Genomic DNA, 23052 nt, shown 5'->3' with positions numbered 1-23052 from the left:
ATGCATTTTTTGCGGAATCCAGGAAGCAGAACTGCTGCCTGATTTTGTCGGGTACATCAATTGCTCATGGTAGGGCAAATATGGAGAAAGTAATGCCTATCCGAAGTGCTGTGCGTCTCCTAATCGCGGACGACGACCCGAATGCATTGGAAGCATACGAGTTGTTCTTCGACGCTCAAGGCTACGACATCCGGACAACAGGGGATGGTGCGGACGCGCTCGCAAAATACTACGCGTGGCGTCCGGACGCTGTTGTTCTCGACATTCAGATGCCCGGGCTGGACGGGCGTGCAGTGGCAAGGGAGATCCGGCGCCTGAAACTCGCGCCGGCCCCCTTACTGGTGGCGGTTTCCGCTCTGACGTCACCTTCTGAGCACGCCGAATCAATCAGCTCCGGGTTCGATCATCAATTTGTAAAACCTGCCGATCTGCCGGCCCTCCTCGCTGCGATAGCGGCCCGCGTTGGACCTGGCGCCACGGATGATTCAAGAACATAAGCTCCGCGGTCTGTGGCCGCTTTTCGGCGCGCAAATGACTGGCCGTTCATGGCCGATCGCAGCCGTTGCCATGCTTGTGGGTGGTTGCCGGTCGGCCGGACTTTAGGTATTCTTTCGCCACCTACCGCGTCTCAGACGCATCGACCCGCACCTCCGGGTGCCAGCCTTTGCAGTACGGTGGCCCGCCAGCATAGCCTGGTAGCCCATCCTTTCATCCCATCGGGAACCACGTTCCCGGTGCGGCAACGGGTTCCCATTTCCGCGAGAACCCACAATGCAAAACCCCACTGTCGTAATTGGCAAGATCCGTCCTGGCTGCAACCCGCGCAAGTATTTCGACCCTGCGGAGATGGCGGAACTGACCGAATCCATTCGCGTGGACGGTGTCATCCAGCCGATCCTAATCCGGCCCGTCGAGGACGAAGAGCACGGTCATGAGTACGAGGTGGTAGCCGGTGAACGCCGCTACCGCGCTGCGCTTGCCGCCCACGGCGACGGGTACGAGATGCCCGTCAACATCAAGGTCTTGACGGACGCCGAAGCTCGCCGCTACGCGCTCATCGAAAACGTGCAGCGCGCCGACATGGCGCCGTCTGAGGAGGCCGTGTCCGCGGCTGAAATCGTTGGCCAGCTCAAAGGCGACCGCGACGAAGCGGCCCGCCAGCTTGGCTGGTCACGCTCCACACTCGACAAGCGCCTGGCGCTCATGAACTGCAGCGAATCCGTTCTGGAAGCGCTCAACACCCGTACCATCCTGCTCGGGCACGCCGAACTGCTCGCCACGCTCGGCAAGGACAAGCAGGACAAGCTTCTGCCGGTCATCGTGAGCGAGAACAAGCCCGTTGCCGAGTTGAAGAAGACCATCGAGGCCGCCGCGTGCAGCCTCGAAACGGCGATCTTCGACAAGACCGAATGCGCGGCCTGTCCGCACAATTCGTCGTTGCAGACGGAGATGTTCGGCGAGGCGATCGCCACCGGGAACTGCACCAACCGGGCGTGTTACGACGGCAAGCTCACCCGCAAGCTCGAAGGCATTGCCTACGGGCTTAAGGACGAGTATCCGATCGTGCGGATTATCCGCCTGGGCGATAACCACACCCGGATCCAGTTGAAGGTCGAAGGCCCGACGGGCGTCGGCGAAGAGCAGGCGAAAGCCTGCCACGCCTGCCAGAGCTTTGGCGCCGCGGTCAGTGGTCTGCCCGACTCCATGGGCAAGGTCTACGGCGGCCAGTGCTTCGATACGGTGTGCAACCAGCAAAAGGTTGCTGCCCGCATCAAGGCCGAGAAGGAAGCGGCCACGCCCACCACAGCCAAACCGGCTGCCGGCGGTAAAGCAGCACCTGCGAAGAAAGGCGATTCGTCGGCTTCGGCTGTCGAGAAGCCCGTGACGTCGATTAGCGAATCGGACAAGGTGAAGAACTACCGGACCGCGCTGTGGCGCAAGGCACTGCGCAAGGAAGTCGCGCAGAACCCTGACCAGGCGAACGCATACCTCCTCGCCGTTGCACTGAACGGGCTGGCGCGCAATATCGCCGGCGACGTGATGGGCAAGTTCTTCGAGAAGCTGACCGAGCAGAAGTCGTCCTCGACGCTGCAGGGATGCCTCACGGCCATCCACTCGCTGGATGACGAGAAGCGACAACAGCTGACGATCGGTCTGACGGTTGCAGCTATCGACGGCGTGGACGTCAGCAACCTTCGTGAACTCTGCCGGTATCACAAGCTCGACCTCCGGCCGCACTGGAACCTCCAGAACGCGCAGGATTTTCTCGAAATGCTCACCAAGTCGGAGATGAAGGTTCTCGCCGACGAGATGGGTATCCGCAAGGCGCTGGGCGACCAGTTCGCCAAGCTTTTCAATAAGCCCAAGCCGGAAGTCATTGCCGGCCTGTTGGCGGTGAAGGACTTCGACTACAGCGGCAAGGTGCCGAAGGTCCTGCACTACTAGTTGTTCACCCATCCAGAGGGCGCCCCAGGCGCCTTCTGTCTTTTTCAGACTCCCCATTCCATTTCACCTATGTTCACTGAACTTGCACCCCTCGTGCGTGCGGCCGACAAGGTCGTCCTCACTCTGACCATGACCGGCGACGCGATGACCGTAGTCGTCATGCCCGTCATCAAGAATGCCGCTGATGCGGCGCTGACCACGCCGCTGTCGCTCACCGCGACGCCGACGGAACTGGATGCCGAGTTCGCCGCGACTCTGACGGGCGTGACGGATGCGCACCGGTCGCTCGCCGAACAGGCCGAAGCCACGAAGTCCATTCTGGATGCCGCGAAGTCGACCCAGTCTTCCAAGGCAACGAAAGCGCTGGCCAAGGCGGCGACGCCTTCGGGCGGTGCTGCGGATGATGGCGACGACGATGCCGAAGAGGGTGGATCGACGGCGGCCGATGCGAAGGTGGAGGCGAAAGCCGACACCGCCGCACCGGCCAACACCGGTACCGACCTCGCCTCGCTGCTGTAAGGAGAACCACCATGGCACTCGAAGTCACCAAGCTCACGCGCGTGTTCTCCTACAACGGCATGACGCTGCCGGATGTGAGTCCGCAGTTCTCGCCCGATCAGGTGCGCGACGTCTATTCCGCCCAGTATCCCGAGCTGACCACCGCCGCGGTGGATGGACCGGAGGTAAAGGACGGTGTTGCTCGCTTCACGTTCGTGCGCGCCGCTGGCGCCAAGGGCGCGGCATGCGTAAATCTGACCTGATGAAGGCACTGGCCGCTGGCCAGTTCCCCACAACCACGGAGCCGCCCGAAAGGGCGGTTTTTTTACATTCTGAGGAGACGCAACAATGCTGTTCGACGCTCGGTCGTTTGTTCCAGCGGTCGATGCAGGACAACCCGGATGGACGCCTGCGCGACAGCATCCCGTTGCCCAACGTCGACCTGCCCATGATTTTCTGACGCTCCCCGCCATCCCGGCGGGTCTTCCCGCGACGGCGCGACTCAGCTTCGGCGACGAGATCGATCTGAAGGATCTTGTCTTGGCACAGTTTCGCGCTGGTGTACTCGACGCCGAGCATGTAACCAGTCCGTCCAGCGCGGGAGATGCCTTCGCGCAGGCGTTCCACGGCTGGCTCGCACCGCGCGTGCCAGCCACCAAGGTGCTGAGCTTCGACTTCACTCTTATCGATCACCAGGCGGTAGAGACGGAGATTGCCGATTTTGGCTTCGATATGCAGGAGACCTCGGCCCTCTATCTTGGTATTCGCCTCGAAGAGGAAACGGTCTATACCGTCACAGAAGCGCGCGCGGCGGCATTGCGTGAATTGCATCCTTCGTTGGTCTTCATGACGTTCCACCTGATCCGGGCAGCCGCTGCCAAGTCGCTGCACCTCAGAACGCCGGACGATTTGCTGGATATGTTCGCGCGATGGCATTGGGACTTTGAACCGCTGACCGAAGACGAAGAGGCGCGCGAGCACCTCAAGGAGCGCTTCGGCGCTGACGATGCGGACATCAACCGGTATCTGCCTTCGGTTGTCCGCCCGGTGCTCGCCCCGGACGAAACGTTGCCGAAGTGGCAGTGGGCGCAGAAGGACAGGAAGCTGTCCCTCCTGAGCCGCCGCAAGCTGCGTGAGTTGGCGCGCGCGGCTGCGAACGACTGGCGCGGTAGCCTATGCGGCGCACTTGCGGATCTCGACCTGACGCTCAGCCAGATGGGCAACACAACTCTGCTACAGAACGCGCAATGGGCAGAGCCAGCCTATTCGGCCGCAACCCTCGCGTATGAACACACCGACTACGTTGGTGAAGTACTTGATGACCACTTTGAGTGTGCCAACAACGGCGGCTACGCGACGTATTTCCAGTGCTTTATCCCCCTTGCTGCGAAGCAAGCGGCTATCAAGCGGCAATACGCCGCGCTACACGACACGCTCAAGCTGATCGCCGTACTGGATCGTGTGCTTGAGCACTTCAACTGAAAGGAGGCCGTATGGCCAGTATCCTGACCGCGTCGCGGTCCCAAGACGTGGCCCTGCAAGGGGCCATTTTGCTTTATGGGCAGGGGCCGGGGCAGTTTTCTTACGCCACTGCGCATCGCATTGAGACCGACGCGTCCGAGCGTCCGGTGATCGGTGCTGGCGTGCCGCTCAATCGCATGGCGCTTATCCACGCCGTCCGCGAGGTTGCGCAGCATGCGCTGCCGAAGGGAGAGTTCCTCACCCCGAACGTGCTGTCGATCAGCCCGAATGCCATCACATGGTGGTGCCCGCCGGCGATGCGACGTGTTTTCTTTTCTTGCAAGGAGCTGGGCAAGCGCAGCGCGATCGTGCCGCATCCGGGCCTTGTGTTCCAGGCGTCTCAGACCGGCTTTGCAGTCTTTGCGGTACAGGGCCACGAGCGTCCTGTACCGGGCACCGCGCTGTTCGAGCCACCGTACTTCAACACCTGGGACCACGGAAAGATCTGCATCGGCTCGGCGCATGTGCCGAAGCAAATCGATGCAGCGTCGATCGACGGCTGGGAGAGCGGTTTTTTTGACTCGGCCTTCACCCATCCCAATCACGGCGGCAAACGTCTCACCTACGAAAAAGGGGAGTACGCCTTTTGGAAGGACATGCTCGATGGTCGGTTCACCGACTACCCGACGCAGGTCCTCGTTCCCATGAAAAGCACGCTGGCTGATCTGATCGCCGGCAAACTGGAGTAATCCCATGCATCCTGCAGACACGGCCCTGCAAGGGTCATTTCCATCCGTCATGGTGCCGCGCTTTGGGCAGCTTGCGGCGATGGACCGGCCCGGTGAACGCCTGCTCATCGCATCGAACGGTGTTTTCCTCGAGATCGCCCGACCTTGGATTCGCGTGGTGCGCCGGCTAGGCGTCTTCAGCTATCGCACTGCCATTCCCTATGGCGAGGTGGCAGAAACGATCGATCTGCGTTGCGGCCGCGTGCCTGCCGCGCTGATCGGTGACTTTGCTGCCATGGCACGGGCTGCGCACCCGAAGGAAACCGGTGCCTGGATCGTCTGGAATGCCGCTAGCGCGGCGTTCCGGCTGATCCCGGTCGGCATCCTTGAGCACAGCGGCGGGCACCTGAAGTACGAGCGCCCTATGCTGGCCGATGACGACGTGCTGGTGGTCGACTGCCATTCCCATGGCAGCCATCCCGCGTACTTTTCGGCGACCGACGACGAGGATGACCGTCATGACGTGAAGTTCGCGTTCGTGATCGGCAATTGCGCGGCGCATGCACCATCGATGGCGCTGCGGTTCTGTGCCAAGGGAATTTTCGAGAAGGTGGAGCGGGTGCCTGCAGAGTGGTACGCAGCTGCTCGCGAGGAGGTGCTGGCATGACCTTCGAGCATCGAATCCCCGCGGCCATGACCACGCACGCCTGGAAGGTGGCGGTAGTCGGTGCCGGTGGCACCGGCAGCGCGCTGCTTCCAAATCTCGCACGCCTGCATCACGCCATGCTGGAGCTCGGGCACCCCGGCGGTATCGACTGCACGGTCTACGATGACGACACTGTCAGCGAGACCAACGTCGGTCGGCAGGGGTTCTATCCCGTGGATGTCGGCCAGCACAAGGCCACACTGATCGTGAACCGGCTGAACAACCTGATGGGCACGCGCTGGGAAGCGCGGACCCGCAGGATAGGCAGCGGCGACCGATTGGTGTGTGACCTGGTGATCGGCTGCGTTGATACGCGGGCTGCACGCAAGGGAATCCTCGGTGCGATGCAACGCGGTACGGGTGGCTACTATCTCGACTGCGGCAATGAGTCGGACAGTGGCCAGGTGATCCTGGGTCAGGTACGCGGCAAAGCGGCGGTGCGGCTTCCGCATGTAGGGGATCTGTTTCCGGAGCTACTGGACCCGAAAGGGGACAAGGCCGACACGGCGCCGTCCTGCTCGATGGCCGACGCATTGCAAAAGCAGTCGCTGGTCATCAATCAGGCGATCGCGGTGCAGGCCTACAACTTGTTGTGGACGTTGTTCCGAACCGGGACGCTGCAGTACCACGGCGCCTTCGTCAATCTCACGACAGGGCGCACGAGCGCGATGCCGATCGACCCGGCGGCATGGGAGCGCTTCAGCTACAAACCTGGCGCAGCCAAGGCTAAGGCTAACCGCAAGCCCCAATCCGTTTGAACAGCCACTCCCATTGCGGGAGTGGCTTTTTTCTTGTGTGCGCTGCTATGATGCGTCATCACTCGCGTCATTGACGCATCGATCCGCCTGCAATCGCAGGCCACTCCCACCGGGGCTTTCTTCTCCGGCCGGGCGATGGAAGCCCCGTTCCCTTTTCTCGGATACGGTATGACCATCGACTTCTACGTTTCCCTTTCCACGGCGCATCTGACGCCGAAGACTGCCTGCGGATTCACCAGCTATCCGGTACTCGCACCTACGGATGCTGGCTGTTTCGTGCGGGTCGTCGATCCTGATGAACCACACAGCGGGCCCCGGCGCATCCCGGAAGATCTGGCAACTGTGCTGCGGCATGTCATGGCGCTGGGCATCACGCTCCTCCATTTCGACGCGGATGCAGATCGCCTTGTTGGCTTGCCAGTCTTTGATTGGTAGATTAAGATTTCTGCACCTACCGCGTCTCAGACGCATCGACACTTCCGGTTGTATAGCCGGACAGCTTTTTCTTCTCCCACCTACGGGCCACCCTGCCCGTAGGCATGTTGGCCCTATTTTCATTGAGGCCATCATGTTCAAGCGTATCGTTTCGCTTTTCCTTTGCTCGGTCATGTTCACCGGCTGCGCAGTCCAGCAGACGTCTCCGAATGCTTATCGCAGTTCGGAAGCTATGCGCACCGGCTCCGCGGAAATCGTCACTGTCGTCCGTGTCCGCCAGGTCACGATCGTCGACAGTGATGGCTACACGTCTGCCAATAGCGGCGTCCCCGGTATCGTTGGGGCGGTCGTGGGTGGTCTGCTCGGCGCCCGCGTGATTGGCGGCGGCAATGGTCGTTACATTGCCGGTGCGATGTCTGGCACGGTGTCGGCGGTTGCAGCGCAAGCTGTGGCCAGCCACATGAACCGTCGCGCAGGTCTGGAAGTCATTGTCCGCAAGGAGAATGGCAGTCAGGTCGCCGTCACGCAGGATGCCGACCAGCAGTTTGTCACGGGGCAGCAGCTCTACCTCGTGGCATCTGGTGCCGGCTACCGCCTGACGCGTTAATCGAATCCATTCGGATCCCCAACTTTCTTCACTTTCCCGCACGGAAACCCCGTGCGGGGTTCCCTGCGGCCATCGGAGCTACTATGCCCATGGTGGCAAACGTCCCCCAGAAACTCTCTCCCGTCCTCACCGAGGGCAAATCGATTGCCGAGGTGGTCGACCAGATCGCAGCCGCGGTCCGTGCAACGGAACTGGAGCCTGAATGGCTCGACCCAGCCAACTTCATGGGCGACTGCAACGAAGCGCTGTATGGCCCCAAACCTGATCGGCCGTGGCCAACCCTCGGTGCACGCGATCGGCCTGCGGTCTACCTCCATCGCGGTTGCTCCGAAGGATGGATCGTCTATGTTGACCACATTGGCTACGCCGGCGAGGCGCCGAATGGTAGCTCGGCTGTGCAAAAGCTGGTGATCGGCAAGACGTTGTCGCAGCAGCATGGCTGGAACCTCGTTCGCGCCATCAGCAAAATGCTGGATGTCACCTGACATCGCAGCCTGCAAGCCCGAGAGGGCTTGCCAAAGCCTCAGGCTTCGGCAAGTCGCTTTCCCCCGCGTCATTGACGCATCGACCCCGTCCGGCATCGCCGGACTACCAACCCAGCTGGGACAACCGTCCCGTTGGGGAAGGATGTCCCGTCCTTATCCAGGATATCCATGAAAATCCCCAAATCCTTTACCCGTCGGCATCCGTCGACCAACACCGCGGCATGCCAGGAGATCCGTCGTGATGCTTGCCGCGTTCTGCGCCGCGTCGCCGGAGACATGGCGTTGCGCCCACGTGATTTCACGATCAGGGAGCATCGTCAGCGTCGCCGCGAGGTCGACGTGTTCGCGCTGCACACCGATTCGTTGCTCGTCGAGATCAAGCATCCCGCCGGCGCCGAAGGCGGTGTGCTCATGTCGTACCGGACTTGTCGGAACCGTGAAGATTTGACCGGCGGCCGTGAAAACGCTGTCGCCGTCGAATCGTTGGCCAGCGACCAGGGCTACGCGAACCTCGTCGCCACGCTTCGCGTGGTGGCCGGGCGTCGCGGTTGAAAGGAGTACGCCATGAGTCGACTGATTAAGGTCACGTTCAACTCCACTTCCGGAGAAGAAACCACGGCGTTTGCCACGCTGCATACGGATGACACTGTCGAGCTTCCCAAGCGGATGGCGGCACGTGTCACAGCTGCGGTCGATGCCGGCGAGGGCTATGCGCTCGTGGCCCATCAACGGGGCAGTTCCGTTCCGCTGGTGCACATGGTGGACGCTGTCTATCGGCTCGACACCGAGCATGCCACCGGCGACGGTTGGCTCAGTCGGCTGGCCGACGCCCTTACCAACCCAACCAAGGATCAGATGCAGGCATATGGTCGCTATTACCATACGCTGTCCGCAGCCTGCTCCGTTGGCTTCGCTGGATACGTTGCCGGCGTGCAATCGATCAATGCCACAGTCGTGATTAACGCCGCGTGCCTACTCCTCGGTGCTGCTGTACTATTTGCGCTAGGAGCAGTCTTGGCGAAAGGAGAGAAGTGATGTTTGGACCATTTGTTCTTGGTTTTGCCTTGTGTTTGGCCGCCTTCGGCATGTGGGTTCAACGCAATGCCGATCGCCAGCGCATGCTCGAAGACCTCGACCGCAACGGCTGAGGCAATTCCTTCTCAGGAGCCGATTCGTCGGCTCACCGCTTGAACGCACCTCTCGGGGTGCGTTTTTTCGTTTTCCCTCCCACACGGGCGTCGTCCCGTCGGGGCGTCTCCCCACCAAAGGAGTATCCCGATGAGCCGTACTGTCTATGGCGCAGGCCTGGCCAGCTATCCTGCTGGCGTGCTGCTTCGTGCCAGTGTCTATTCCACCAACCTACGCCCAGCCTTCTCACTGGTTTGCGCCGATGACCAAATGCCCTACGGCGTGTTGTCGGTGAACCTGCCCGATGCCAATCTGGCCGACGACGAGTTCCTCGTTACGGGCGACTGGAATCTGCCAACCGATCTCAAGGCTGCCTTGCTTGAGACCGGCAAGTTCGTGCAAACCGGCCGTTGGAACCAGGTCGGTTTTGACCAGGGTGAAGTCTGGCGCATTGTCGACGCCGAAATCCTTACGGAAGTCGCTGCGGCACGGGTCGTGGCCAGTCGCAGCAGATCCGATCGGCGCACCGCTGCGGTTGCCTGACCCCTTCCTTAACCCTTGCGGGCCCATCCCGCAAGGCGGTGGGCCTGGGAGACCCCTATGCCCATCACCATCGACGGCGCCGGCCTGGCCGGATCGCCTGGTCCATTGCGCATCGCAGTGGAACTCTATGCCGTCAACGACCGCGCTGCACTGTCTCTGGTCGAAACGAAGACCGGCGATCTCTACGAGACTTTCACGAGCAACGTCCCGAGCGAAACGCTTGCGGACAATGAGGTCGTCGTCTGCCTGTGGCGCTTGCCTATGTCCACCGTGGTCGCGCTGCTCGATTCGGATTGTTTCGAACCGACTCGCACGCTTGCCGTAGGCAACGCTCGCGGCGCCGTCTGGCGCATCACTTCTGTCGACCTCCTGCAGGCAATCCACGACGCGAAAGCGGGCGTGCCTGCTTAGGTCTTTCTTTTCCAACCCTTTCGGGGCATGTCCCCGCAGGGGCATGCTCCGTTGTGGAGCTCCCCATGTACGTGATTCATATCGGCCAACGCGCCGAGCATCGCACCACGCTCGCCGGCGTGCTGCAGTACCTGAACGAAGATCGAGACGGCAAGGCAGCGCCGCGCGTCGAAGATATCGCAGTGCGCCATGTCGAACGCGGTGCAATTCCTGTGGTTCGACTGGCCGGCGGAAAGTTCGCCGTGCGACCCGTTGGCACGCGGCGGGCCATCCTTTCTATGATCCTCGACGAGGTGGATCGCTTCATCGTTCGTGTCGGCGGCAAGATCCTGCGCCCGCACGAGATGAGCCGCGCCGCCTGGGGCGCCGTGGTGGCCGCTGGCCGCCTGGCGTATTTTCCCGAGGAGGCTATCGACATGTCTCAGGACGATGCAGGTCCGCTGTTCCAGACGGTAGATCTGTTTGAGGATCGCGGAGCGTTCGATATCGCAGGCTTCGTTTGCGGCGAATTTGTCCGCCGTTTCGGCTATGGCACGAATGGCCCGCTGTACCACCCGGCCGCGAGTCCCAACTGCCGGCATGAGGTACATGTCGCCTACGCGCTGATGCGCGGAGAGAAGGTGCGGGATTGCATCATCAATACCTACCGCGACAATCCGCACCATGCGCGGTCCGAGCCCTGGATGCAGCCATTGATCGAAGTGCCGGCCCTGCGGGGAGCCCTGTCGCCCAGCGTGCTGCAAGCGCTCTGCCAGGTCATGCGCGGGGAGAAGCTGGAGATCACGCCGCACAACGCTCCCAGACTGCTCGCTGCAGTGCGAAACGTGCCGAGTGACGGTGGCTACGTGGCTGTCGATGACGCTCTTTTCGCGGCCGGAATTGTTCCTCCGCGGACGATGCCCACGCCCAAGCCCCTCGAAGGTGAGAATGCACGGCCGGCCACCAAACTGGCGGCGCGAATCCACGGTCTGATAAGCGAGCGGCAGTACCAGGAAGCCATTAAAAAGGCGGCTGAGGAGCGCGAAGGGCAGAAAATCAGCCAGCGCGAGTTTGATCGTCAGACCAAGGCGGCCGCAATCTACCGGGCCGGTTATGGATACGATTGGGCCAACCGGGTGGCGCTCGCGGTCATGGAGCGCAATGTTGCGGCAGTACTCCACATCTTCGACGGCCCCAAGGACTGGAATACCGACTCTAAGCGCGCTCTGCGTGACGAACTCGGTGTCGATGTCTTGCAATGCAGCGCGGCAGAGCGCCGTCGTCGGCTTTTCGAGCTATGTGGGTTCTCAGTAGACGAGCAAGCGCAATGGGAAGCACACGAAGCCATCGACAAAGCGCGCAAGCGCGCTGAACGTTCGATGGCCGATGCAATATCGTTGGCGGAAAGCACGACCTACAGGCTCGAGACCGGTCAGCAAATGAACGGACGCGAGTACGTCGATTTCTGCATCGAGGCCGGCTTTACCCAGCTCGTCGACGAGCGTCGGGGCAATGTCACGCGCTACCGTATCTATGATCCGGTGAAGCGCATGTCGCGGCCGTTGCGTGCAAAGGACGGCACGCTCGACTATGCGCGGGCACGCATTGCGCAAATCGCCCCCGAGGTGACCGCTTGATTGTTTGCCCCCAGCCGAATCCGGCTGGGGGATATTCTCGATTTGGCTATCAAAAATCCGTAGTTTTCGCAGGCTCGGCTCAAGATTCTTGCGATAGGCTTTCCCGTACCACCAGAGCTTTGTTTGCAGTGAATACGTTCAGTCCAAACAAAGTTTTACCCGCGTCTCCGACGCATCGACCCTACGCCGGCACCGCCGGCCATCTCTTGAAACCGCCCACAGGGAGCATTCCCTGTCGGGACGGCTCCGTGGGCATCTTCCCGATCCCCATGCAATCCACCTTGCTGTAGCCACACGGCGCGTTGTCATTTGTCGCCGTAGGCGGTTCATGGCGAGCGTCGCATCCCCGACCGCGCACAAGCACGGTCTCCATTTCTTTCTCCCTTCATTTCCACCTTCGAGCGTCAGCACAGCCTGTCGCTCGCATTCCCATTTTTAGGAGCAATCTTATGTCCCATCTGGTTCAAACCATGGCGTACGCCGGCGCAACCCCCTGGCACGGTCTGGGCAACCGCCTGGCGGAGCATCAGCCCCTCGAAGTCTGGGCCGAAGCCGCCGGCATGAACTGGCGCATTGAGGAGACCAACGTTATGTACCGCGTTGGTTCCCATGACCTGGATCCCATCCAGTCGTTTCCCGAGCAGAAGGTCCTGTACCGCTCGGACAACGGCAAGCCGCTGTCGACGGTATCTCAGCGGTACCAGGTTGTTCAGCCTGCGGAGATCCTGGAGTTCTATCGAGACCTCGTGCAGGTGGGCGGCTATCAGCTCGAGACTGCAGGCGTGTTGAAAGAGGGTCGCAAGCTCTGGGCGCTCGCCCGTACGGGACAGTCAGCGCTCCTCAAGGGTGGTGACGAGGTCCGTGGCTACCTGCTGCTGGCCACGGCCTGCGATGGCACGCTGGCGACCACGGCGCAGTTCACCTCGGTCCGCGTGGTTTGCAACAACACGCTGCAGATCGCGTTGGGTCGCAATCGTGGCGCCGTCAAGGTGCCGCATCGTAGCCAGTTCGATCCGCGTGCGGTGAAAGAAGAGCTCGGCATTGCCATTTCGTCGTGGGATGGTTTCATGGCCAACATGCACAGCCTCGCAGACCGTAAGGTCAGCAAGGCTGAGTCCGAACGGTTCTTCCAGCGCCTCTTTACCTATTCCTCGGTGAGGGATGGTGCAGATGCGCCTGCAAGGATGAACGAGCGTGGCCTGAAAGCCGTGCTGAGTCTTTTCGACGGGGCCGGCCGCGGCGCTGCGCTGGAGTCTGCATCGGGCACTGGTTGGGGCTTGGTGAACAGCGTCACCGAGTACGTCGACCACCAGCAGCGAGCCCGCTCGCCGGGTAATCGGCTGGACTCTGCATGGTTCGGCGCGGGCGCATTTCTCAAGCAGCGCGCCTGGGACGCAGCCCTCGAACTCGCGGAGATTGCATAAGCAACTTCGAGCGTCTCTTCTATCCGCCCTCAAGCGAGCCGCTCCGTTGCCGTTGTTTGGTAATGGAGTGGTCGTTTCAGGTCTTAAAGCCCCGGCACAGCCCGGGGCTTTTTTCTTTTGCTCGTTGCCATGTTCCACATTGAGTTCTATTCACGTTATCCGCGATGGCTGTTTCGCGGAGGCGATGCCGCAATCGCCGGGCTACGGGGCGAGTACGTTTGCCGTAGCACGGCAGGGAACAGGGTGCAGCGAGTACAGGACCGACTCATGCACCAAACCATTGAACTATCCAGCCTGCAGAAGGAGCGGTTCACCGGGCTATATACCTCTTGGCTCGTCCAGACCCGCGATCGCCTGACTACCCTCAGTTACGATACGTGGATGGACTTGCGATACCAACAGAATCGGGGCGCGTCAGCTAGTTTCAGTCAAGGCGCCGTTGTCTTCGATCTGATACATGGGGTGCTTTACGAAGTCAGAGGCAAGGATCGGCTCCGACGGATTTTCCGCATACAGTTGGATGGCGATTTTCCCTACCTGTCCTTCAGGGATCCCGCCAATGCCATCGATTTCCCCTGGATCACGTTCCCAGGTGTGTTCACGCAAGCGGAGCTGATGACGCTGCGGCGTGTCTATTAAACAAGAAGGCCCGGCAACTGACGTTGCCGGGCCTTTTGTCTTTGAAAGAGTGGTCTCAGACGGTCGCTTTCGCGTTTTTTGAAAGGAACATGTTCCTTCCTTACGCCGCAGTACCGGGGACCTCCGGGTCATCGATGTGGATAGCGGGCGCATCCTCCTTTTGGGGGGACGCCACGTAGCCCACAGCGGGCACCCGCGTGATGGAGCTGCCTTCAAGCGTCACGTTTTCGCCCAGCCGGATGGTCCCGGCGTAGAAGATGCGGCCGATCACGCGGCCGTTGATCTTGAGGGAGACCCGACTCTTGACGTCACCTTCTACGGTGCCGTCGATGATGATGTGTTCGCCTTCCACGTCGCCATGGACGACCCCGCCACGACCGATATGCAACAGGCCGTGGCTGGCCCTGACGTTGCCGGTAACGAGGGCGAGGCAGGTGAAGCCGTCCTCCGAAACGAGATCGCCGTGAATGCTCATGCCGGCGCGCAGGACGCTGAAAGTTGGAGTACTTGGCATCGTCATGGGACGCTCTCTTAGAACAGTTTGATTTCGCGGTTGGGGGCGCCTTGCGGCGATACGGCAGGACGGGCGATCTGCGCGGGTGCGACGGGCGCCGCGGCTTTCGCCGGCGCGGAGACCGCCGCTGCAGGCGCTGCAGGCGCGGGGGCTGGCTTCGGGGCGGGCGCAGTCGGTTTGACAGGTTCCTGCGAAGGCAGGGTGATTCTCGGGGTGTCAGCTGCTGCCGCCAGTGGCGCCGCGCCAGATGCCGTCGTTGGGCTTGTGACATTGTTCGCATCGCCGCGCACGGGCCATTCGTGCGAATGCGGTTCGGGCTCTGCCTGGGAAGCCGCAGACGGCCTTGCTTCCGACGCGGTGACGGCTGCGGCGGGCCCGTCCGAGCTATGGGTACGGGCGTCGCGCTTGCCCATGGAACTGCCAATGAGGAACATTGCGGCGGCGCCCACGACGAAGACGGCTGCCCACAACGCACGCGGAGGCACGGACAAGTTTCCACCGGCGGAAGCCGATGCTTCCTTACCAAAGCCGCCACTATTATCGTTGCCAAGCCACAACGGCGGCGTCGACGAACGTGCCGGTGAGGGCGAGATGTCGATGGTCAGGGCGGGTTGGGCGTACTGAGCATGCAGCTGCTCGATCTCACGCATGTCCATGGTTCTGGCTCCGGGAAGAGTTGAGGAGGGTGCCGTCCGGAGCGAACTTGTCGGTGTCCGGGATGCAGAGTTGCTGGATGGCCTTGATTCGCTTGGCGGCCACTGCCGTTGTGTTCTCCCGAGCGTCAGCCGGGATGGATTCGCAGTTCAGGCCGTAGAGGGTTTCCGCGAAGAGCCTGTCGTATTGCATCAGCAGGCGGAGAAGCCGACCGGCAAACGAATGCGACACCTGCACTTCCCGCGACTCGTAAAACAGCGGGATCTCGACCTGATCCTTGTTTCCGATCCACTCCAAGGCTTTGGCGTACCACGCTTCCGCGTCTCGGAATGCCTCGTCAAGTGCCTTGACCTTACCGCCGCGCGCGACGACAAATTTGGACGAGCAAAAGTAAAAATGCGCGTCCAGGAAGTCCCGAGCGAACTTGGAGCAGTACTCGTGGTTGGTTGCGGATGCCGTTGCCGGTGTCAGTCGGCTGAGGCGTTCCTCACTGTTCAGGCGCTCGATGGGCCTGAGCCCGGTAGCGGGCTTCTTGGGTGGATCCTGTTCGGCCATTTGTCCATGTTTTCGGATGCTCTCTCACTCGGAATTGTCGGACAAGAACGGACACCACATGACTTCGAAAGCTACGCGAAATAGCCGAGCATTCGTCAGTTTTGAAAGAATGTCCTGTGCCACAATGCTTTCACACCTAGCGTCATCGACGCATCGACTCTGACTCCTGGCGAGTCCATCTCTTTGTTCAAGTCGTGCATTTGCGCACGCGCCGACTGGTTGGCTACCAGTGTGGATATCTCTTGTGCTAAGTGTTTTCGCCGAACACTTCCCCTCATCAGCTCGTAAAACGCGTTCCCGCTGTGCCTCTTCATGAGCGTACGCCGGACACCGTTCGAGCCTGGGACCATGTGGAGCTCTCTCAAAGGCCCCTCCTAGGCAGAACGGCAGACGTCGAGCCGATCCGTGAACCTGCGGCCGAACCTGTGGGTTCGCGAAAAGGGTTGTTGTGCAGCGTGACCATGCTGCACGAGGGCGACTTTACGTCCTCAACATAGAGCCGCGCGCACTAGTGCGCCGCTCCCCGAGTGCCACGCCCCCGGAAGGGGCGTGGCAGTTCGGGTTCCTGACATCAAAGCTCGCTGCCGGCGCAAACCGGGGCGGGCTATTTTTGTTTCTGGTGAGAGACCTCGATCTTCAGGAGAAGCTCATGCACCAGAACGCCGAGATTTCCGCCGCGATCGCGGCAACGCTGAATTTGCGCCGTCCCGAGTACAGGGACATGCCGCAGGCTTGGCGATCCCTTTGTGAGGCGGCATATGTCGCCAGTCTTCCGGAAGTCGCACAGAACGACTTTCTTAATCGCGTAACGACCCAGCGCGGGGCCGACACAGCCCTGCGCCTTCGGGAGCATGCTGCGTCCATCCGGGCCAACGTCGTTCGTTTCCTCGACAGGAGAAAGAACGCATGCATGCACCCATCACCTACAGCGAGCCCGGCGGACGCCGAAGCCTGCTAGAAGAGCGGCCCATGCGGCCGCCCATCATTGGCAAGATCCGACCCGGCATCAAGGTCCTCACCAAAGCTGCGCGCGACAAGCTCGAAGCCGTGAAGATCCACGATGCTGGTCTCGCGCGGGGCGACAGCTTCGAGCGCATCGAAGGCGATATCACGCGGGCGACAGGCATCAAGACGCCGCTCGTGCCGAAAAACGTTCCCTGGTTCACCTGCCGTGCCTCAGACTTCGCCAACCCTGCGTTGGCCGAAGACATCGTCCAACGCTACGGCGAAGATCGCAACGACGGCAACGGACATCGCCTCTGGCGTTTTCCCGTGGTCTTCGCGTTCGACGACTGGCTGAGCAACATGCCCAACCAGCTCGTTGCATGGACGAAGAGCGGCAGGCAGTACTTCTCGGAATATGGCCGTGACGGCAGGCGCTACTGCAAGATGTACGCACCTCCGGTGCGCGACGCGCGCGCCAATCGCGCCAAGCGCACCTGGGGCGGTCGCACCGTCATCCTGAGGCAGGACAATGATATTCAGGATGGATTGTGCGATCCGCAGGAATGTCCCCAATACCAAGGCGGTCATTGCAATCTGTCGGCGAGCTTCTTCTTCGCGATTCCGCATATCTCCGGACTCGGGCTCATCGAGATGCCCACCACCTCGATCTACGTCCTGCAAAAAGCCCACGCGGCTATGCAGACCGTGGCGATGGCGCGAGGGCGGCTCGTAGGCGCCAAATTTTGGATGTCCAAGCAAGAGCTTGAGATCAGCCGCATCGATGACACCGGCAAGGCGGTGCGGCAGATGCAGTGGCTCATCACGCTCGACGCCGAAATCGATATCGCAGCATTGCTTGATGGCTCGGATCGGCGCCCGCCGGCATTGGAGATGGCAGAACAGGCCGTCTCCATGCTGGAAGGGGACAGGGAGGACCCACTCGAGCACGGCTCGGTCGATGACGGCACCATCGAGGCGTCGCAGACCAGTACGTCGGAAAGCGGCGTAGTTCAATCTGCCGGTTCGATGCCCCCATCCGATACGGCGGGTACTGAGGACCTGGAGAGCGAATACCACGATCTCGTGAACCGCCTTGGGCTCAATAGCGAGGACGGCGCCCGCCAGCTGAAAGCTTATGCAGCGGCGACCTTCGGGCGCGGCTGGTCCAAGCGGGAACAGGATGTGCGGGGGTTCTTGGCTCAACTTCGCACTGCGCTGGCCAATCCCGCTGCCTTCCGTGAACAGGTGGCAGCTATCGCCGCTGACACCGCAACATAACTATCGCCAGCCTTGTGCCGGCAGTTGAGGGAAGCCCATGGGCTTCCCTTTATTCTTCCTTGCCGCATGCCGGCACATTCCCTTGGAGGTTCCACAATGCTCGACGATGGCGAAAGCCTGTTGGCTGCGCATTTCTCTGATTTGCACTACTCCCCTGGCCATTTGGCCGAGGCGGATCGATGTTTTGGTTTTGCGGTGGAGGACGCGATCGCAAGTCGTTGCCACGTTGCTGTGGTGTCGGGCGACTCGACCGACCACCGGTTGGATGCCCATACGCCGGCGCTCTCCGCGCTGGCGCGACGCATTCACCAGCTATCCGCGCACATGCCTGTGGTGATGCTTCAAGGCACCTTCAGCCACGAGCCCCCAGGCACGCTGGATCTGTTCCGACTGATCGGCGCAAGCTTCCCGGTATACGTTGCAGACCGGATTCACCAGGTCGCGCTCGTTGGCCGGACATTCATTCCGAGCGATGGCGCAATCTTCAGCCATGCGGAAATGGACAAGCTGCTGACCCAGCAAGGGCTACCAGACGTCGTCTTCACCTGCGTACCCACGGTCAACAAGGCGGTGCTGGCGGCCGCGGCCGGCGTGGCAAACGCCGCGACGGCGGTTGGCGACCACCTGGCTGACTATCTTGCTGCCGCGGGCACTGTGAATCGTCGATGGCGCTCACAGGCCGTCCGTACGATCGGCATCTCGCACGGCACCGTCAACGGTTGCCAGACGGAGCACGGCGTGCCGATGGCCGGACTCGACCACGAGTTCACCATCGGGGCACTGTTCGAGGCCCACTGCGACGCGTTCATGCTCGGCCACATTCACCGTGCCCAGCAGTGGGAACGTGAGGGCAGGGTGGTGGCCTATCCTGGGTCTATCGGACGGTTCCACTACGGCGAAATCGGCGCGAAAGGCTATCTTCAGTGGCAGGTATCTCCGGGGGAGGCAGTGGCTATCCCGGTGAAGACACCCGCGAGCGAGACCGTCTGCATCGACTTCGACGGGCCGCCTGACATGGCAAAGCTTGCCGAGATGGCCGCCGACGCAGCGCACAAGTTCGTGCGGGTGCGGTGGACGGTCAATGAGGAGCATCGCCAGCTCGTCGATCGCGAAGCCATCGAGGCGCTTTTTGTCGGGAGTGCCGAGGTCAAGCTGGAAGCGCGTGTCCTGCCGGCTGTTCGCAGCCGCGCTGAAGGCATCAGCCGGGCTGCCACTTTGTCCGCGAAGCTGGGACGTTGGTGCGAACTGACCGGTGTCGATGCAAATCCGTTGCTGGACAGTCTGTCGATGCTCCAAAACCTCGATGCCCAGGCGATAGCCGATCAGGTGCTGGCTGGCCTTGATGAAATGTCCATGCCCGTTACGCAGAAGGTCGGCGCCGTAGAAGCTGTTGCGCCCCCGTTCGTTGCGAAGCTGATGGACATGGAGCTCGAGGAACCGAGCGCCGTACCCGAGGCTTTCCCGGTCGCCGCTGTGGAGCCAGTAGCGCCCGTTGCCACTGCGTCAGCGCCGATGAACTGGCTGACCGACGATCTTTTTGCGTAGCAATACGCCAATCCCTAGAACATGCGAAAGCCATGTTCCGACAGCCCGCGAGGCTGTCGAAATCTGGTTTCACCCGCGCCACCGGCGCATCGACCCAGCAGTATCCATTTCCTTCTTTCCTTACCCAGACGGGTGCTTCCCGTCCGGGGCGCACTCCGTCATATCCCTGGAGTGCAAGATGATTCTTTACCACGCAGGCCCCGAGTGGCTTTTTGTCGAGGAAACCTTTATCAACCGCTCGGACATGGCCAAGCGCCTCTGCGAGCAGCACGGCTTTACGCCGTGCACGATGTATGAGCCGTTCGGCCCCGGCCGCGGCGCCGTGATCGCCAAGCGCGACCACATGCTGGTGATGGCCTTGGGTGAGGCGGGTGGCAACACCTTCTTCGCCGTAGCCCCGTCCAAGGAACTGCAGGACTTGATCTGGTCGTTCTCCAACGGCCTGGCATCACAGTGGAGCGAGCTGGAACTGCGCGCCCTCACTGGCGAGCAGGATTGGGACGCTGTGATGAAGCTTGCAGCCAAGCAGTTCTCCGCTGCGCGGCGCTCTGTTGAACGCGCCATCGAGGGCAAGCCGGAACAGGATCAGCCGGTGTTAGCCGAGATGCCCGACTATTCGGACGACGCGATGGAAGTGCCGCCGGACTATCTCCATTCCTTCACCGGCTCGGAGGTGTCCGAATGCGCCCACTGAAGCTGACGCTTTCCGGATTCCACGGAATCCGAGACGGCATGCATCGGGATAGCGTCACGGTGGATCTGTCGACGCTGCCGGGCGGCCTGATTGCCCTTGTCGGCCCCAACGGGGCCGGGAAGACAACGATCATGGACAACCTGCATCCGTTTCCCATCATGCCAAGCCACGCGAGCAAGATGTCGGCCGACGCGTTCTCGTATTGGGACCATCTCTGCGCCCCGCGCGCGGAAAAGGACCTGGAATGGGAGCACGGCGGCAAGATCTACCGCTCCGCGTTCGCGTTTCGCAATCCTGGCAAGAGCCGCAAGGCCGAGTACTACCTGTTTGAGAAAGACGCCGCGGGTGAGTGGAAGCCTGTGCAGTTGGCAGACGGCACGCTCTCGGACGGCAAGGCGGATACCTATAACCGGTGTCTCGAAGCCGTCCTCGGGTCTCCCGAAGCATTCTTCACGAGCGTGTTTTCTGCCCAAAACAGGCGGCCCCTCGCCAGCTATCAGCCCGGCGAGATCAAGAAGCTGCTCGCCGAGTTGCTCGGGATCGATCACTTGCGTGACCTGTCTGCGAAGGCGGGCGAGGTGGCCAAGCTGCTGACCCGCTCGCTCGACACCCTGCAGCGCGACGTGCTGACCCTTACGGGCAAGCGTGATCGTGCCGCGGTGGTGGCTCGGGAGATCTGGCAGATAGGCGAAAGCCTGGATGCGGAGCGCAATGCTCGTGACGGTGAAAGTGCAAATGCAGCCAAGCTGCTGCAGGAGCGCGCGACGCTGGCGGCGAAGCAAGCCGCCAATGCCGGTACCGAAGCGCGGTTGCGGGAACTGAACCAGCGCAAGGGCGAGTTGGACAAGCGTGCGGCATCGCTGACCCAGGATGAACAGGCTGCGGCCGCACGTGCTGCGGTGCGCCGGCGCGATCTGGATCGGCAAACGGCAAGCCATCGGTTGGTTCTGGCAGAGGCGGCCAACATTGAGGCGGCATCGGGCGAGAGGGATATCGTGCAACTGGCCATTGGCCGGAGGCAGGATGAAATCGCCCGCCAGCGCGCGATCGTGGAGAAGCTCGATGGCGTTCAGGTCGAGCATGCTGCGCTTAGTACGGAGCTCAAGGGCCTGGAACAGCAAGGCGTTGCCGGCGCGAAGTTGGCCGATGCGTTGAAGCTGCAGGCCGATGTGATTGACACCGTTCCATGCCGGGACGATCCCATGCACGCCGCCTGTCCACTGCTGGCGCAAGCTCGTAGTGCCAAGGCCAAGCTCGGTGATCAAGTTGTATCGGTCAAGGCACTGCGCGAGAGCTATCGGAAGAAGCAGGAGCACATGCAGTCGCTGCAAAGCGCAATGTCTGAACGTGCTACCGCCAGAGCTGCGCTTTCCGCCCTGGAGGCGCACCTCGTGCGTGACCAGCAGCTGTTGCAGCGCCTCACGGCGACGGCTGCTAAGAAGCCGTTGCTGCTGTCTGCGCGGGAAGGGTTGGCGCAGGCCGAACGCGATCTGATTGCATTGAGCGAGGAGGATGCGTCCCGCATTGAGCGCCACAAGCGCGATATCGCGGACGTGCAATCCCAGCTAGAAGCGGTGCGTCGGGAGTTAGCAACGCTGGCCACGGAGGACGTGACCGGCATGCTAGCCCAGATGGGCCGCCAGATCGCAGCAAGCCGGGAGGCTGTCGCGGCTTTTTCCGGCCGGATCGAAGCACTGATTCGCCAAGAGAGCATGTTGGTGGCGGAGCGTGAGCGTCTGGATGTTGAGCTTGCCGGCATGCCGGCGCTCGAGGCAAAGGCGCAGACGCTGTCCGATCAGATTGCACAGTGGAAGCTGCTCGCGAAAGGACTGGGCAACGATGGCGTGATTGCGTTGTCCATCGATGACGCGGGCCCGGCCATCACGCAGATCGTCAACGACTTGCTGCTAGCCTGCTATGGACCGCGATTCACCATCGCGATTCAGACGCAGACAGCGCTGGCCAGCGGCGAACTGCGCGAGGGCTTCTCCATCAACGTGATCGACGCCGACAACGACACCTCGAAGGAATTCGGCGTGATGTCAGGTGGACAGAAGGTATGGATCAATGAGTGCCTGACACGCGGAATCGCCCTCTATCGGGCGCAGGACGCGCAGCAGCCTTTCCAGACGCTGTTCACCGATGAAGCTGACGGTCCGCTGGATCCGGAGCGCAAGCGCGCCTTCATGAAGATGAAGCGCGAGGTGCTGCGAGTCGGCGGGTATGAGCGGGAGTACTTTATTTCACAGACGCCCGATCTGGTCGACGACGCCGACGGCGTCATCGATGTCGTTGCGCTGGCGCTCCAGTAGACCGGCGCCATTCACTAACCGTATGCCCGCTTCCCGAAAGGGAGCGGGCTTTTCTTTTGTCTCGAATGTCCATCGAATGTCTTGAAGATGTTTTTGCCCAACTCCGAGCCGATGGCATCGAGAGCTACTGCCAACAGATTTGTGGCGGCGGCAATTGCGGCACTGGACCCGTTTGCCAGTACGGCATCGACGCAAACACCGAAATGCCGGTCGGATTTTATCCCCCTTCCGAAGGGCTGCCTTTGAGCTCTCCTGATCCGTTAATCACACAGGCGTAGCCCTGTTACTAGTCATGTCAAAAGTTTTCGTCACGGCCGAAGTGGCCGAAAAGTTGTTGCCAAGGCGCCGCAAGGTCCACACATTCATCCGTATATTTGGATGGCAGGGGGCCGATGTGGATCGCGAGAAGCTTCTCGAGGTGTTCCACGCTGCGAAAAGCGTGGAGGTGTCGCAGGACGCCGCGTGCTTTGACCACTATCTTGCCGTCAAGATCGACGGCATGGTGACGTACGTCGAGACCAATTTGAAGGCGCTCGCGAAATTCGGTTTGCTGCCCCCTAACCGCAAGCTGGTTTGAGCGAAGTCGCTCCAGCACGTCTCATAACGCCTGCGTCATCGCAGGCTTCTTTCCTTCCAACCCAACGGGACCAGCGCCCGTTGGGCGTTGGTCC

Annotated in this window: 27 protein-coding genes; 24 read left to right on the top strand and 3 right to left on the bottom strand. The window is 61.4% G+C overall.

All coding sequences use genetic code 11. The features are described from left to right. Window positions 1–92: 92 nt before the first annotated feature. From DFLDMN_RS32670 to DFLDMN_RS32585, 18 genes are all read left to right on the top strand, one after another. Window positions 93–497 carry a response regulator gene (locus DFLDMN_RS32670; RefSeq protein ID WP_423200823.1) on the top strand — a complete coding sequence of 135 codons (405 nt, stop codon included), beginning with the start codon at window positions 93–95 and terminating at the stop codon, window positions 495–497. 274 nt (window positions 498–771) lie between these two features. Then, window positions 772–2445, top strand: coding sequence for a PRTRC system ParB family protein (locus tag DFLDMN_RS32665; RefSeq protein WP_423200822.1), 1674 nt, complete (start codon window positions 772–774; stop codon window positions 2443–2445). 69 nt (window positions 2446–2514) lie between these two features. Continuing rightward, window positions 2515–2964, top strand: coding sequence for a PRTRC system protein E (locus DFLDMN_RS32660; RefSeq protein ID WP_423200821.1), 450 nt, complete (start codon window positions 2515–2517; stop codon window positions 2962–2964). A gap of 11 nt (window positions 2965–2975) precedes the next feature. Next, window positions 2976–3206: a PRTRC system protein C gene (locus tag DFLDMN_RS32655; protein ID WP_029306703.1), complete on the top strand. Its 231-nt coding sequence runs from the start codon at window positions 2976–2978 to the stop codon at window positions 3204–3206. Between the two features lie 85 nt (window positions 3207–3291). Continuing rightward, a complete protein-coding gene (locus tag DFLDMN_RS32650) occupies window positions 3292–4425 on the top strand; it encodes a PRTRC system protein F (protein ID WP_423200820.1) in 1134 nt (377 codons plus the stop codon). Window positions 4426–4436: 11 nt separating this feature from the next. Continuing rightward, window positions 4437–5153: a PRTRC system protein B gene (locus DFLDMN_RS32645; protein WP_423200819.1), complete on the top strand. Its 717-nt coding sequence runs from the start codon at window positions 4437–4439 to the stop codon at window positions 5151–5153. A 4-nt stretch (window positions 5154–5157) separates the two neighbouring features. Then, on the top strand, window positions 5158–5799 hold the full coding sequence (locus tag DFLDMN_RS32640; RefSeq protein WP_423200818.1) for a PRTRC system protein A: 642 nt from the start codon (window positions 5158–5160) through the stop codon (window positions 5797–5799). Then, window positions 5796–6596, top strand: coding sequence for a PRTRC system ThiF family protein (locus DFLDMN_RS32635; RefSeq protein WP_423200817.1), 801 nt, complete (start codon window positions 5796–5798; stop codon window positions 6594–6596). Before DFLDMN_RS32640 ends, DFLDMN_RS32635 begins: the two co-directional genes overlap by 4 nt. 168 nt (window positions 6597–6764) lie before the next feature. Further along, window positions 6765–7031, top strand: a complete 267-nt coding sequence (locus DFLDMN_RS32630) for a hypothetical protein (protein WP_423200816.1) — start codon at window positions 6765–6767, stop codon at window positions 7029–7031. A 133-nt stretch (window positions 7032–7164) separates the two neighbouring features. Continuing rightward, the gene (locus tag DFLDMN_RS32625) at window positions 7165–7638 is read left to right on the top strand and encodes a glycine zipper 2TM domain-containing protein (protein ID WP_423200815.1); all 474 of its coding nucleotides are present in this window, start codon (window positions 7165–7167) and stop codon (window positions 7636–7638) included. Window positions 7639–7727: 89 nt separating this feature from the next. Continuing rightward, window positions 7728–8123, top strand: coding sequence for a hypothetical protein (locus DFLDMN_RS32620; protein ID WP_423200814.1), 396 nt, complete (start codon window positions 7728–7730; stop codon window positions 8121–8123). A gap of 168 nt (window positions 8124–8291) precedes the next feature. Continuing rightward, window positions 8292–8675 (top strand): hypothetical protein, encoded by a 384-nt coding sequence (locus DFLDMN_RS32615; protein ID WP_011239950.1) that lies wholly within the window; start codon window positions 8292–8294, stop codon window positions 8673–8675. A gap of 12 nt (window positions 8676–8687) precedes the next feature. After that, entirely contained in the window at window positions 8688–9158 is a 471-nt protein-coding gene (locus DFLDMN_RS32610) for a hypothetical protein (RefSeq protein WP_011239951.1), read from the top strand. Window positions 9159–9401: 243 nt separating this feature from the next. Then, entirely contained in the window at window positions 9402–9794 is a 393-nt protein-coding gene (locus DFLDMN_RS32605; protein WP_011239952.1) for a hypothetical protein, read from the top strand. A gap of 57 nt (window positions 9795–9851) precedes the next feature. Further along, window positions 9852–10205, top strand: a complete 354-nt coding sequence (locus DFLDMN_RS32600) for a hypothetical protein (protein ID WP_423200813.1) — start codon at window positions 9852–9854, stop codon at window positions 10203–10205. A 65-nt stretch (window positions 10206–10270) separates the two neighbouring features. Then, window positions 10271–11821 carry a hypothetical protein gene (locus DFLDMN_RS32595; protein WP_423200812.1) on the top strand — a complete coding sequence of 517 codons (1551 nt, stop codon included), beginning with the start codon at window positions 10271–10273 and terminating at the stop codon, window positions 11819–11821. Between the two features lie 449 nt (window positions 11822–12270). Next, window positions 12271–13245, top strand: coding sequence for a DUF932 domain-containing protein (locus tag DFLDMN_RS32590; protein ID WP_423200811.1), 975 nt, complete (start codon window positions 12271–12273; stop codon window positions 13243–13245). Between the two features lie 267 nt (window positions 13246–13512). Continuing rightward, on the top strand, window positions 13513–13884 hold the full coding sequence (locus DFLDMN_RS32585) for a hypothetical protein (RefSeq protein ID WP_017510411.1): 372 nt from the start codon (window positions 13513–13515) through the stop codon (window positions 13882–13884). A 100-nt stretch (window positions 13885–13984) separates the two neighbouring features. Here DFLDMN_RS32585 and DFLDMN_RS32580 read toward each other — a convergent pair whose 3' ends face one another. From DFLDMN_RS32580 to DFLDMN_RS32570, 3 genes are read right to left on the bottom strand one after another with little or no spacing between them, the layout of a single operon-like run. After that, window positions 13985–14404 (bottom strand): bactofilin family protein, encoded by a 420-nt coding sequence (locus DFLDMN_RS32580; RefSeq protein WP_011239956.1) that lies wholly within the window; start codon window positions 14402–14404, stop codon window positions 13985–13987. 11 nt (window positions 14405–14415) lie between these two features. Beyond that, window positions 14416–15054, bottom strand: a complete 639-nt coding sequence (locus DFLDMN_RS32575; RefSeq protein ID WP_423200810.1) for a hypothetical protein — start codon at window positions 15052–15054, stop codon at window positions 14416–14418. Next, a complete protein-coding gene (locus DFLDMN_RS32570; RefSeq protein ID WP_011239958.1) occupies window positions 15041–15607 on the bottom strand; it encodes a hypothetical protein in 567 nt (188 codons plus the stop codon). The genes DFLDMN_RS32575 and DFLDMN_RS32570 overlap by 14 nt, the downstream gene beginning before the upstream one ends. 649 nt (window positions 15608–16256) lie before the next feature. On the opposite strand from DFLDMN_RS32570, the gene DFLDMN_RS32565 reads away from it, so the two are divergent. From DFLDMN_RS32565 to DFLDMN_RS32540, 6 genes are all read left to right on the top strand, one after another. Beyond that, window positions 16257–16565 carry a DUF7696 family protein gene (locus DFLDMN_RS32565; protein WP_035822786.1) on the top strand — a complete coding sequence of 103 codons (309 nt, stop codon included), beginning with the start codon at window positions 16257–16259 and terminating at the stop codon, window positions 16563–16565. After that, window positions 16514–17830, top strand: a complete 1317-nt coding sequence (locus tag DFLDMN_RS32560; protein WP_423200864.1) for a hypothetical protein — start codon at window positions 16514–16516, stop codon at window positions 17828–17830. Before DFLDMN_RS32565 ends, DFLDMN_RS32560 begins: the two co-directional genes overlap by 52 nt. Before the next feature lie 96 nt (window positions 17831–17926). Continuing rightward, window positions 17927–19375 carry a metallophosphoesterase family protein gene (locus tag DFLDMN_RS32555; RefSeq protein WP_423200863.1) on the top strand — a complete coding sequence of 483 codons (1449 nt, stop codon included), beginning with the start codon at window positions 17927–17929 and terminating at the stop codon, window positions 19373–19375. A gap of 178 nt (window positions 19376–19553) precedes the next feature. Beyond that, the gene (locus DFLDMN_RS32550; RefSeq protein WP_423200862.1) at window positions 19554–20069 is read left to right on the top strand and encodes a hypothetical protein; all 516 of its coding nucleotides are present in this window, start codon (window positions 19554–19556) and stop codon (window positions 20067–20069) included. Beyond that, window positions 20057–22381: an SMC family ATPase gene (locus DFLDMN_RS32545; protein ID WP_423200861.1), complete on the top strand. Its 2325-nt coding sequence runs from the start codon at window positions 20057–20059 to the stop codon at window positions 22379–22381. The genes DFLDMN_RS32550 and DFLDMN_RS32545 overlap by 13 nt, the downstream gene beginning before the upstream one ends. A 292-nt stretch (window positions 22382–22673) precedes the next feature. After that, window positions 22674–22958, top strand: a complete 285-nt coding sequence (locus DFLDMN_RS32540) for a hypothetical protein (protein WP_011239962.1) — start codon at window positions 22674–22676, stop codon at window positions 22956–22958. The last annotated feature ends 94 nt before the right edge of the window (window positions 22959–23052 follow it).

Origin of the sequence: Cupriavidus sp. H19C3, from assembly GCF_049393815.1 — a bacterium.
In the GTDB taxonomy this organism is placed as follows: Bacteria; Pseudomonadota; Gammaproteobacteria; order Burkholderiales; family Burkholderiaceae; genus Cupriavidus.
Note: the sequence above shows the minus strand (reverse complement) of the source record. Positions and strands in the feature narration are given on the sequence as shown.